This is a genomic window from Pseudomonas sp. RW10S2 (assembly GCF_014268985.1).
GTDB lineage: Bacteria > Pseudomonadota > Gammaproteobacteria > Pseudomonadales > Pseudomonadaceae > Aquipseudomonas > Aquipseudomonas wayambapalatensis.
The window spans coordinates 1-11,729 of record NZ_JABWRO010000152.1 but is presented as its reverse complement, the minus strand read 5'-3'; the positions used below and the strand labels follow the sequence as shown (position 1 = coordinate 11,729).

The window sequence follows — 11,729 nt, the reverse complement described above, 5'->3', positions numbered from 1 at the left end:
CCCCGCCGCTCCCACAGGTGCTGCACAGCCCTCAGGCGTCAGATACGGAAACTGCCCACCAGTTGCTTGAGGCGCGCGGCCTGCTGTTCCAGGTCGGAGCAAGCGCGCAGGGTGGCCTGCAGGTTTTCCACGCCTTCCTGGTTGAGGGTGTTTATTTCGTTGATGTCCATGTTGATCGACTCCACCACCGAGGTCTGTTCCTCGGTGGCGGTGGCCACCGACTGGTTCATGCCGTCGATCTCGCCAATGCGCTGGGTCACACTGCCCAAGCGCTCGCCGGCCTGGTTGGCGATCTGCACGCCGTCCTGACTGTGGCGTTGACTCTGGTCCATGGTCTCGACCGAAGTGCGGGCGCCGACCTGCAACTCTTCGATCATCCCCTGGACCTGCTGCGCCGACTCCTGGGTACGGTGGGCGAGGTTGCGCACCTCGTCGGCCACCACCGCGAAGCCGCGGCCGGCCTCACCGGCGCGGGCGGCCTCGATGGCCGCGTTGAGCGCCAGCAGGTTGGTCTGCTGGGAGATGCTGGTGATGACCTCGAGGATCTGGCCGATGTTGACGGTCTTGTCGTTGAGGGCCTCGATATGCGCGCTGGAACTGACGATCAGTGCCGACAGGCGGTTCATCGCCTGGATATTGTGCTCGACCACTTGCTGCCCCTCTTCGGCGAGCAATCGCGCGGAGCTGGCATGTTGCGAGGCTTGTGCGGCATTGCCGGCGATTTCCTGGGCCGCGGCGCCCAGCTCGTTGATGGCCGCCGCGACGCTGTTGGTGCGGTTGGCCTGCTCGTCGGAGTTGAGCATCGAGGAGTTGGAGGCGCTGACCACCCGCAGCGCCACTTCGTTGACCTGCTCGGTGGCCGAGGAGACTTCGCGAATCGAGCTGTGCACCCGTTCGACGAAGCGGTTGAATGCGCTGCCGAGCACACCGAACTCGTCATGGTTGTGGATGTTCAGGCGCTTGGTCAGGTCGCCTTCGCCTTCGGCGATGTCTTCCATGGCGCGGGTCATGGTGTGCAGCGGTTGCATCAGTATGCGGATCAGCAGGCCGAGCAGGGCGATGATGATCACCACCGCCACCAGCGTGGCAATCACCGCCGAGTTGCGGAAGGTGCTGAGCATGCTGAAGGCCTTGTCCTTGTCCACCGACAGGCCGATGTACCAGTTGGCCGAAGGCAGGCCTTTGATGGGGGTGAAGGTGAGCAGGCGCGCCTTGCCGTCGACCTGCACTTCGGTCAGCTCGCGAGACAGTTTCGGGGTGTTCTGCGGGAAGGCCTCCGACAGCGATTTCATCACCAGGGCATTGTCCGGGTGCACCAGGATCTTGCCCTGGTCGTTGACCAGGAACGCGTAACCCATGCCGCCGAAGTTCAGCGAGTCGATGATCTGTACCAGGCCGTCCAGCGCCAGGTCGCCGCCGACCACGCCGACATCGCTGGAGACCTTGTCGAGGATGCCGATGACCATCTTGTTGGTGGTCATGTCGATGTAGGGCTCGGTGAGAAGGGGACCGCTGGCGGCCATCCCGTCCTTGTACCAGGGGCGTACGCGCGGGTCGTAGCCGTCGGGCATCTTGCTGTCGGGGCGCACGCTGAAGCCGCCGTCGACCTTGCCCAGGTAGACCGTGAGGAAGCTGGAGATCAGCGCCTGTTGGCCCATCAGGGTTTCGGCATCGGCCGGATGCTGGGCGATATTCTGCGCAAGGTTTTCCACCAGCCGGATCCGCCCTTCGAACAGGTTGCGGATCGTGGTGGAAGTGGACTGGCCCATTTCTGCCAGGTAACTCTCCAGATTGGCGCGAATGGCATTACGCTGGAGATAGTCGTTGTACAAGGTGAACAGCGCGAAGGCCAGTATCACGATCAGAGAGGCCGCCAAGAGAATCTTGTGGCTGAAACGAAGGCTTTTGTTCATGACGTCGTCGGGTCCGCTAAGGTTTTATCGGGTCGCTCGCACGAAGCACAGCAGAAAACAGTGCAACAATCCGGTTGGAGCCTTGGTCGGTTGTTTCCTGTATTTCGGGTCAATATCGCCTCTGCATATCGGCCGCTTTTAGGCAAAGCTTGAGAAGAGGATGAAATAAGATGTCGGATTCTTCGCAAATCGTTGTAGGTGCCGGTCTAGACGGCTTGCCGGTCGGTCAAGCCATGCGCTTGGCCAACCGCCATGGACTGGTCGCCGGAGCGACCGGCACCGGCAAGACCGTGACCCTGCAGCGTCTGGCCGAGGTGTTCAGCGACGCGGGGGTGGCGGTGTTCGCCGCAGACGTGAAAGGAGACCTGTGTGGCCTGGGGGCGGCGGGTTCGCCCCAGGGCAAGGTGGCAGAACGCATTGCCGGGATGCCGTGGCTCGCCCACCAGCCCAAGGCCTATCCGGTGAGCCTGTGGGATATCGCCGGGCAGAGTGGTCATCCGTTGCGCACTACTCTCAGCGAAATGGGCCCGCTGCTGCTGGGCAACCTGCTTGAACTGACCGACAGCCAGCAGGCGGCGCTCTATGCGGCGTTCAAGGTTGCCGACCGCGAGGGCCTGTTGCTGCTCGACCTGAAAGACCTCAAGGCGTTGCTTGGGCATCTGAAGGACAACCCGCAGTTGCTGGGCGAGGACAGCGCACTGATGACCACCGCTTCGACCCAGGCCTTGCAGCGACGCCTGGCAACGCTGGAGCAGCAGGGGGCCGAGGCGTTGTTCGGTGAGCCGGCGCTGCAACTGGAAGATCTGCTGCGGGTCGATGGCGATGGTCGCGGGCGTATCCACCTGCTTGACGCCAGCCGCCTGGTACATGAGGCGCCGAAGGTCTATGCGACCTTCCTCCTGTGGCTGCTGGCCGAGCTGTTCGAGCAACTGCCGGAGCGCGGCGACGCCGACAAGCCAGTGCTGGCGTTGTTTTTCGACGAAGCGCACCTGCTGTTCAACGGCACTCCCAAAGCCCTGCAGGATCGTCTGGAGCAGGTGGTGAGGTTGATCCGTTCCAAGGGGGTGGGGGTGTATTTCGTCACCCAGTCCCCGGGCGACCTGCCCGATGCGGTGCTTGCGCAGTTGGGCTTGCGTATCCAGCATGGGCTGCGGGCCTTCACCGCCAAGGAGCAGAAGTCGCTCAGGGCCGTGGCTGACGGTTTTCGTCCCAATCCAGCGTTCGATACCCTGGCGGTGCTCACCGAGTTGGGGATCGGCGAGGCGTTGGTGGGCACCTTGCAGGACAAGGGGACGCCAGAGATCGTCCAGCGCGTGCTGGTAGCACCGCCGCAATCGCGGATCGGCCCGCTGACCACGGCGGAGCGCAGTGCACTGATCTCGGCATCGCCCCTGGCGGGGCGCTATGACAAACCCATCGACCGTGAGTCTGCCTACGAGCTGCTGACCCGGCGCAAGGGCGAGCCGGTGGAGCCGGTGCCTCAGCCCAAGGTTGAGACGGACAGTCTGGCTGACAAGGCGGGAGAGTTCTTGCAGAGCGCGGCAGGGCAGGCGATCAAGTCGGCGGTACGCCAGGCCGCCAACCAGCTGGGCAGGCAACTGGTGCGGGGCTTGATGGGGTCGTTGCTGGGGGGCAAGAAGCGCTGAGTTTTCCCAAGGCATGAAAAAGGCGCCGTCGCGGGCGCCTTCTTCAATGCTGCAGGTGTCAGCCGATTGCTTTGGAGGCAAGCCAGAACAGGCCGGCCGCCAAGCCCATCGAGGCTGGCAGGGTCAGTACCCAGGCCAGCAGGATGGTCTTCACCGTGCCGCCTTGCAGGCCGCTCTTGTTGGCGACCATGGTACCGGCAACACCCGACGACAGTACGTGGGTGGTCGAGACCGGCAGGCTGAACACGTTGGCCATGCCGATCGCGCAAGCCGCGGTGATCTGTGCCGACATGCCCTGGGCGTAGGTCATGCCTTGCTTGCCGATCTTCTCGCCGACAGTCAGTACCACACGCTTCCAACCGACCATCGTGCCCAGGCCCAAGGCCAGGGCGACGGCGACGATCACCCAGAACGGGGCGTATTCGGTGGTTGCGGTCAGGTCCTTGCGCAGTTTTTCCAGGTCGGCCTTCTCGCGGCCATCCAGCCCTGGCAGCTTCCCGACCTTCTTCGCGGTGTCGTCCAGGCACAGCAGGTAACGACGTACTTCCACACGCTGTTCGGCGCTCAGGTCGCGGTAGTCGGTCACGCCCTGGAGCGAGGTCTGCAGCGCGGCAATGGTCGGCTCGGTCTGTTGCGGGTTGCAGCTGAACTGCTCCGGCAGGTCGGTCGACTTGGCCTTGCCCAGCGCCAGGAACTCGCCAAGCGTGGCGGCATTGCGCTGGTAGAACTGGCTCATGTGCAGGGTGGCGTCGCGGGTACGCTCGATCTGGTAGGTGGTGCTGTTCAGGTCGAGCACGAACTTGGCCGGGACGATACCGATCAGCACCAGCATGATCAGGCCGATGCCTTTCTGGCCGTCGTTGGAGCCGTGCACGAAGCTCACGCCCATGGCCGAGATCACCAGCACCAGGCGGTTCCAGAAGGGCGGATGCTTCTTGTCGTCGAGCTTGCGGCGCTGTTCGGGGGTCTTGTGCATCTTCGACAGCGGGCGCCACCATTTCAGGCCAATCAGCACCAGTGCGGCGACGGCGAAGCCGGCCATCGGCGAGACCACCAGCGACATGGCGATGTCGATCGCTTTCTGCCAGTTCACGCCGTCACCCAGCGGGATGTCGCTGAGCAGCGCGTTGGCCAGGCCAACCCCGAGAATCGAGCCGATCAGGGTGTGCGAGCTGGACGCCGGGATACCGAAGTACCAGGTGCCCAAGTTCCAGGTAATGGCGGCGGCGAGCAGGGAGAAGACCATGGCCAGGCCGTGCCCGGTGTTCACGTTGATCAGCAGCTCGACCGGCAGCAGGTGCACGATGGCATAGGCCACCCCGACACCGCCGAGCAGAACCCCGAGGAAGTTGAACACACCCGAGAAGAACACGGCCAGGTGCGGCGGCATGGCTTTGGTATAGATGACGGTGGCTACCGCGTTGGCGGTGTCATGAAAGCCATTGATGAACTCGAATGCGAGCACGAAGGTGAGGGCGAGCACCAGGCTCACGGCTACCCAGGCATCCAGTCCGCTGAATAAATCGATCATGAAGGTTTTCTGGCGGTCGTAGGGGGGCCGGATTATGCCAGAAAACCATGGCAATCGATGCACCCGTGACAGACAGATGGCAGCTTTTCTACTGCTGCCACGACGGTTCGTCGGTAGGGAACGAGGCGGAATCGACGAACAAAAAAGCGTTAATTCCGGTTAAATACCGCGAATTGGCGATTAAAAGAAGGGTTTTTCAAGATTAAAACGGGCGTATGAAATTTGTGTAATTCCATTTCATCATCGGCTGCGGCATAAGAACGCGTGGCGCCAGGGCGTTCAGCACCGTGGCGCGCTGCGATCAGGCCCCGAGGCTCAAGGCTCTTCGGGGCGCCGTTCCTTTTCCATCTTTTCCAGTTCCTCGGAGAAGGCTTGGTCAAGGAGGCTGGCACGTTTGCGCCAGGGTTTGCGTTCCGGTTCCGGTTGGGCAGCATAGGTGGTGACTTCACCACCATAAACATCCTTGTAACGTTCTGCCTGGCGCTCGAGTTCGGCGCGCAGTTCATCTTTCGTCACAGTATCGACCTGATAAATTGAAGAGGTTCTCGGTACAGGGCTGTACCACGCGGTGCGTGTGGATCCCTTTCCCATCGTGCGTACAGACCTGAGCGCCGAATTATAACCGTCGAATCAGCAATGGCCACGGCCTTTACTCGAGCCTGATTGTGCAATGGAAAGTTGACCCGTTGTACTTGGGAAGTTGGAGGCGACGTACCGAGTAAAGTTCGGATAAACAGTGCAGAAATGAAAACGGCCTCGCTGGTAAGCGAGGCCGCTGCCTTTAGTCTTCTACGGTGGGTACCTGACCAGTCTCTCCAAAGAAGCCACAAGGGCATGAGAAAGGTATAAGCAAACGTGTCGGCGGTCAATTGCGATTATCGGCCGCTTGTTCGATAATCGCACGAAGCGCCGTTTTTTTTGAGGTCTGCCGATGAACGATGAAACCAACGCTTCCACGCCCAGCGATCCGCAGCGTGCCGTCACGCCCTCCCTGGCCCCGCCGATCGTCGCATCGCCGGCCAAGCGCATCCAGGCGTTTACCGGCGACCCCGACTTCATGACCTCTCTGGCCCGGGGCCTGGCGGTGATCCAGGCCTTCCAGGAGCGCAAGCGCCACCTGACCATTGCCCAGATCAGCCACCGCACGGAAATCCCCCGCGCCGCTGTGCGCCGTTGCCTGCATACCCTGATCAAGCTCGGTTACGCCACCTCCGACGGGCGCACGTATTCGCTGTTGCCCAAAGTGCTGACGCTGGGGCACGCCTACCTCTCCTCGACGCCGCTGGCCGTCTCGGCCCAGCCCTACCTGGACCGTATCAGCGAGCAACTGCACGAAGCGGCGAACATGGCGACCCTAGAAGGCGACGACATTCTCTACATCGCCCGCTCGGCGACGGTGGAGCGCCTGATTTCGGTGGACCTGTCGGTGGGCGGGCGCCTGCCGGCGTATTGCACCTCCATGGGCCGGATTCTGCTGGCGGCACTGGACGACACCAGCCTGCGCGAGTATTTCGAGCGCGCTGATCTCAAGGCCCGGACCAGCCGCACCTTGCATGATCCCGAGTCGCTGTTCGCCTGCATCCAGCAGGTGCGCGCCCAAGGCTGGTGTGTGGTCGACCAGGAGCTGGAGCAGGGATTGCGTTCGATCGCCGTGCCGATCTACGACGCGTCAGGGCAAGTGCTGGCAGCACTGAATGTCAGCACTCACGTTGGACGGGTGACGCGCAATGAACTGGAACAGCGCTTCTTGCCCATCCTGCTGGCGGCCAGCCGTGATCTTTGCCACCAGTTGTTCGGTTGAGCGCCGGGTAGCGCGCCGTTCCGGCAGGTAGATAAGCGGTAAAACCATTCTTGTGCGATAAACGCACAATGTCGCTCCTCGTGAATTGCGCCCGCCGCAGGCGCTGATTAATGTTTCTCGCAACGGTCGGCGCTGCCGACCGGACAATAACAACACGAGACAAGCCCATGACCACTGTCCCTTCGCTGCCTTGCGCAGTTGCATCGTTACCCAGCTGATTTCAACGCCCGTACTGGTTTCTCCAGCCCTGCGCCTTACTTGTCGCAGCGGTGTACCCGCGCCCATCTTCTGGATAACAACAATGAACAAACCGCAAACTGCTGTCGGCAATTGCATCGATGTACAGTCGTTCATCAACGACCAGCCGCTGTCCCGCTATCAATGGCGGGTCGTGATCCTGTGCTTCCTGATTGTCTTCCTCGATGGCCTGGACACCGCAGCGATGGGGTTCATCGCTCCGGCGCTGTCCCAGGAGTGGGGCATCGACCGCGCCAGCCTCGGCCCGGTGATGAGCGCCGCGCTGATCGGCATGGTCTTCGGCGCCTTGGGTTCCGGGCCGCTGGCCGACCGCTTCGGTCGCAAAGGTGTACTGGTCGGCGCGGTACTGGTGTTCGGCGGCTTCAGCCTGGCGTCGGCGTACGCCAGCAATGTCGATCAACTACTGGTGCTGCGCTTCCTGACCGGCCTTGGCCTGGGAGCTGGCATGCCCAATGCCACGACTTTGCTGTCTGAATACACCCCGGAGCGTTTGAAGTCGCTGCTGGTGACCAGCATGTTCTGTGGCTTCAACCTGGGCATGGCCGGCGGTGGCTTCATCTCTGCCAAGCTGATCCCGGCCTACGGCTGGCACAGTCTGCTGGTGCTGGGCGGCGTGCTGCCGTTGCTGCTGGCGGTGGTGCTGCTGGTGTGGTTGCCAGAGTCGGCGCGTTTTCTGGTAGTGCGCAATCGCGGCACCGACAAGGTGCGCAAGACGCTCGCCCCGATCGCTCCGGCCGTGGTAGCCCAGGCCGCGAGCTTCAGCGTACCGGAGCAGAAAGCCGTGGCTGCGCGCAATGTCTTCGCGGTCATCTTCTCCGGCACCTACGGCCTGGGCACTGTGTTGCTGTGGCTGACCTATTTCATGGGGCTGGTGATCGTCTACCTGCTGACCAGTTGGTTGCCGACGCTGATGCGCGACAGTGGCGCCAGCCTTGAAACGGCGGCCTTCATCGGTGCGCTGTTCCAGTTCGGCGGCGTACTCAGCGCCGTGGCGGTAGGCTGGGCGATGGACCGCTTCAATCCACACAAGGTCATCGGCATCTTCTACCTGCTGGCCGGGGTGTTTGCCTACGCGGTGGGTCAAAGCCTGGGCAACATCACCCTGCTGGCCATTCTGGTGCTGGTCGCGGGGATGTGCGTGAACGGGGCGCAGTCGGCGATGCCGTCGCTGGCGGCGCGCTTCTATCCGACCCAGGGCCGTGCCACAGGGGTGTCGTGGATGCTCGGCATCGGCCGTTTCGGCGCGATTCTCGGGGCCTGGAGCGGGGCGACGCTGCTGGGGCTGGGCTGGACCTTCGAGCAGGTGCTGACTGCGCTCCTGGTGCCGGCGGCGCTGGCGACCGTCGGGGTGATCGTCAAAGGCTTGGTGAGTCACGCTGACGCCACCTGATCGAGCATGGGTGGTGACCTTTTCGCGGGCAAGCCCGCTCCCACAGGGGTGGACTGCCCCCAAGAAGTTGGACACAAATCCAACCCTTGGGGGCAGTCCAGGGATTGGGCTGGCCTTTAGGTTTGAGCAAGACAGTTGCTCCCTGGTGGGAGCGGGCTTGCCCGCGAAAAGGTCACCGCCAGTTATCAGCGATCCCTCATTCAAACCGTTCGATAACCGCACAAAAGGTCGATTATCGGATTGTTTCCCCACCCCCGGTCTCCTTAATCTGAGCCCATCGCAGCGACGCTGCACTCAAACCCGACTCAGCCTGACCAGGAGTCTCCAATGGCAGCAATCCTCTCGCTTCATGATGCCGTGAAGCAGTTCGTCCACGACGGCGACAGCGTTGCCCTCGAAGGTTTCACCCACCTGATTCCGACCGCCGCCGGTCACGAAATCATCCGCCAGGGCAAACGCGACCTCACGCTGGTACGCATGACCCCGGACCTGATCTACGACCAACTGATCGGTGCCGGTTGTGCGCGCAAGCTGATCTTCTCGTGGGGCGGCAATCCGGGGGTCGGCTCGCTGCATCGCCTGCGCGACGCGGTAGAGAAACAGTGGCCGCACGCGATCGAGATCGAAGAACACAGCCACGCTGACCTGGCCAACGCCTACGTTGCCGGCGCCTCCGGCCTGCCGTTCGCGGTACTGCGTGCCTACGCCGGCTCCGACCTGCCCAAGGTCAACCCGCTGATCAAGTCGGTCACTTGCCCGTTCACGGGCGAAGTGCTGGCTGCCGTGCCTTCGGTTCGCCCGGACGTCACCGTGATCCACGCACAGAAAGCCGACCGCAAGGGCAACGTGCTGCTGTGGGGCATCCTCGGGGTGCAGAAGGAAGCGGCCCTGGCCGCCAAGCGCTGCATCGTCACCGTGGAGGAAATCGTCGACGACCTGCAGGCGCCGATGAATGCCTGCGTACTGCCGACCTGGGCGCTCAGCGCGGTGTGCCTGGTGCCGGGCGGTGCGCATCCGTCCTACGCCCATGGCTACTACGAGCGTGACAACCGCTTCTACCAGGCCTGGGACCCGATCGCGCGCAACCGTGAATCCTTCACTGCCTGGATCGACACCTACATTCGCGGCACCACCGACTTCACCGAATTCAAGCGCAAGCTGGAGGCTGCACAATGAGCTATTCCACCTCCGAAATGATGACCGTGGCCGCGGCCCGTCGCCTGCGTAACGGCGCCGTCTGCTTCGTGGGGATCGGCCTGCCGTCCAAGGCCGCCAACCTGGCGCGCCTGACCTCGTCGCCCGATGTGGTGCTGATCTATGAGTCTGGTCCGATCGGTGCCAAACCGAGTGTGCTGCCGCTGTCGATCGGCGATGGCGAGCTGGCCGAGACCGCTGACACCGTGGTGCCGACCGGCGAGATCTTCCGCTACTGGCTGCAGGGCGGCCGTATCGACGTAGGCTTCCTCGGTGCCGCCCAGGTCGACCGCTTCGGCAACATCAACACCACCGTGGTCGGTGACTACCACGCGCCCAAGACCCGCCTGCCGGGTGCCGGCGGTGCGCCAGAGATCGCAGGCTCCGCCAAGCAGGTGCTGATCATCCTCAAGCAGTCGCCGCGCGCTTTCGTCGACAAGCTCGACTTCATCACCTCGGTCGGGCACGGCGAGGGCGGCGATTCGCGCAAGCGCCTGGGCCTGCCCGGCGAGGGGCCGGTGGGCATCATCACCGACCTGTGCATCATGGAGCCGGAAGCCGGCACCCACGAATTCGTGGTGACCTCCATCCATCCGGGCGTGACCCGCGAACAGATCGTCGCCGCCACCGGCTGGGCGATTCGTTTTGCCGATGACGTGCAGGTCACTGCCGAGCCGAGCGAGACGGAATTGGCCGCCCTGCGTGATCTTGAAGCCCGTACTGCGGCAGCCCATGGCCAGAGCGCAGGAGAAGCCTGATGCGTGACGTATTCATCTGCGACGCCATCCGCACCCCGATTGGCCGTTTCGGCGGCGCCTTGGCCGGTGTGCGTGCCGACGACCTGGCGGCGGTGCCGCTCAAGGCGCTGGTCGAGCGCAACCCGCAGGTTCGCTGGGATCAGCTCGACGAAGTGTTTCTCGGCTGTGCCAACCAGGCCGGCGAGGATAACCGCAACGTCGCGCGCATGGCGCTGCTGCTGGCGGGCCTGCCCGAGAGCATTCCCGGCGTGACCCTCAACCGCCTCTGCGCCTCGGGCATGGATGCGGTCGGCACGGCGTTTCGCGCCATCGCCAGTGGCGAGATGGAGCTGGCCATCGCCGGTGGCGTCGAGTCGATGTCGCGGGCGCCGTTCGTGATGGGCAAGGCCGAGAGTGGCTATTCGCGCAACATGAAGCTTGAAGACACCACCATCGGCTGGCGCTTCATCAACCCGTTGATGAAGGCCCAGTACGGTGTCGATGCCATGCCTGAGACCGCCGACAACGTTGCCGACGATCACCAGGTCTCGCGTGCCGACCAGGACGCCTTCGCCCTGCGCAGCCAGCAGAAGGCCGCCGCTGCCCAGGCAGCAGGTTTCTTCGCCGAAGAGATCGTGCCGGTGCGCATTGTCCACAAGAAGGGCGAAACCCTGATCGAGCAGGATGAGCACCTGCGCCCGGACACCACCCTGGAAGCGCTGGCCAGGCTCAAGCCGGTCAATGGCGCGGACAAGACCGTCACCGCTGGCAATGCGTCGGGGGTGAACGATGGCGCGGCGGCGCTGATCCTGGCCTCGGCCGATGCCGTGAAGAAACACGGCCTGACCCCACGTGTCCGTGTCCTGGGGATGGCCAGTGCCGGCGTGGCGCCGCGGGTGATGGGCATTGGCCCGGTGCCCGCGGTGCGCAAGCTGACCGAGCGCCTGGGTATCGCCGTGGCTGATTTCGATGTGATCGAACTCAACGAAGCCTTTGCCAGCCAGGGTCTGGCGGTTCTGCGCGAGCTGGGCGTGGCGGACGATGCACCGCAGGTGAACCCGAACGGCGGAGCAATTGCCCTGGGGCATCCCCTGGGCATGAGCGGCGCGCGGCTGGTGCTGACCGCGCTTCACCAGCTGGAGAAGAGCGGCGGGCGCAAGGGCCTGGCGACCATGTGTGTCGGCGTGGGGCAGGGGTTGGCGCTGGCCATCGAACGGGTTTGACCTGTGCCGGCCTCTTCGCGGGCAAGCCCGCTCCTA

9 protein-coding genes are annotated in these 11,729 nt (G+C 63.5%); 6 read left to right on the top strand and 3 right to left on the bottom strand.

The window, feature by feature from the left end:
* Positions 1–38 precede the first annotated feature (38 nt).
* Entirely contained in the window at positions 39–1,913 is a 1,875-nt protein-coding gene (locus HU729_RS23340) for a methyl-accepting chemotaxis protein (RefSeq protein ID WP_186667294.1), read from the bottom strand.
* A 170-nt stretch (positions 1,914–2,083) separates the two neighbouring features.
* Here HU729_RS23340 and HU729_RS23335 point away from each other — a divergent pair, with 170 nt between their 5' ends.
* Positions 2,084–3,559, top strand: coding sequence for a helicase HerA-like domain-containing protein (locus tag HU729_RS23335; RefSeq protein WP_186711677.1), 1,476 nt, complete (start codon positions 2,084–2,086; stop codon positions 3,557–3,559).
* Positions 3,560–3,617: 58 nt separating this feature from the next.
* On the opposite strand, the gene HU729_RS23330 is transcribed toward HU729_RS23335, so the two are convergent.
* Entirely contained in the window at positions 3,618–5,090 is a 1,473-nt protein-coding gene (locus tag HU729_RS23330) for an inorganic phosphate transporter (protein ID WP_186667292.1), read from the bottom strand.
* Positions 5,091–5,405: 315 nt separating this feature from the next.
* A complete protein-coding gene (locus HU729_RS23325) occupies positions 5,406–5,606 on the bottom strand; it encodes a hypothetical protein (RefSeq protein WP_081255307.1) in 201 nt (66 codons plus the stop codon).
* A gap of 415 nt (positions 5,607–6,021) precedes the next feature.
* Here HU729_RS23325 and pcaR point away from each other — a divergent pair, with 415 nt between their 5' ends.
* The 5 genes from pcaR to pcaF all read left to right on the top strand — a co-directional run bounded on the left by pcaR (position 6,022) and on the right by pcaF (position 11,693).
* Positions 6,022–6,891 (top strand): pca regulon transcriptional regulator PcaR, encoded by an 870-nt coding sequence (gene pcaR, locus HU729_RS23320; RefSeq protein ID WP_186667291.1) that lies wholly within the window; start codon positions 6,022–6,024, stop codon positions 6,889–6,891.
* Positions 6,892–7,192: 301 nt separating this feature from the next.
* Positions 7,193–8,539, top strand: coding sequence for an MFS transporter (locus tag HU729_RS23315; RefSeq protein WP_186711676.1), 1,347 nt, complete (start codon positions 7,193–7,195; stop codon positions 8,537–8,539).
* 327 nt (positions 8,540–8,866) lie between these two features.
* Positions 8,867–9,715 (top strand): CoA transferase subunit A, encoded by an 849-nt coding sequence (locus HU729_RS23310; RefSeq protein WP_186667290.1) that lies wholly within the window; start codon positions 8,867–8,869, stop codon positions 9,713–9,715.
* The gene (locus HU729_RS23305) at positions 9,712–10,491 is read left to right on the top strand and encodes a CoA-transferase subunit beta (RefSeq protein WP_186667289.1); all 780 of its coding nucleotides are present in this window, start codon (positions 9,712–9,714) and stop codon (positions 10,489–10,491) included. Before HU729_RS23310 ends, HU729_RS23305 begins: the two co-directional genes overlap by 4 nt.
* The gene (gene pcaF / locus HU729_RS23300) at positions 10,488–11,693 is read left to right on the top strand and encodes a 3-oxoadipyl-CoA thiolase (RefSeq protein WP_186711678.1); all 1,206 of its coding nucleotides are present in this window, start codon (positions 10,488–10,490) and stop codon (positions 11,691–11,693) included. Before HU729_RS23305 ends, pcaF begins: the two co-directional genes overlap by 4 nt.
* Positions 11,694–11,729: the final 36 nt, after the last annotated feature.

Coding starts and splice junctions, on each gene's coding strand:
- HU729_RS23330 (WP_186667292.1), bottom strand. CDS start 5,090: ATGATCGATTTATTCAGCGGACTGGATGCCTGGGTAGCCGTGAGCCTG.
- HU729_RS23310 (WP_186667290.1), top strand. CDS start 8,867: ATGGCAGCAATCCTCTCGCTTCATGATGCCGTGAAGCAGTTCGTCCAC.
- pcaR (WP_186667291.1), top strand. CDS start 6,022: ATGAACGATGAAACCAACGCTTCCACGCCCAGCGATCCGCAGCGTGCC.
- HU729_RS23335 (WP_186711677.1), top strand. CDS start 2,084: ATGTCGGATTCTTCGCAAATCGTTGTAGGTGCCGGTCTAGACGGCTTG.
- HU729_RS23305 (WP_186667289.1), top strand. CDS start 9,712: ATGAGCTATTCCACCTCCGAAATGATGACCGTGGCCGCGGCCCGTCGC.
- HU729_RS23315 (WP_186711676.1), top strand. CDS start 7,193: ATGAACAAACCGCAAACTGCTGTCGGCAATTGCATCGATGTACAGTCG.
- HU729_RS23340 (WP_186667294.1), bottom strand. CDS start 1,913: ATGAACAAAAGCCTTCGTTTCAGCCACAAGATTCTCTTGGCGGCCTCT.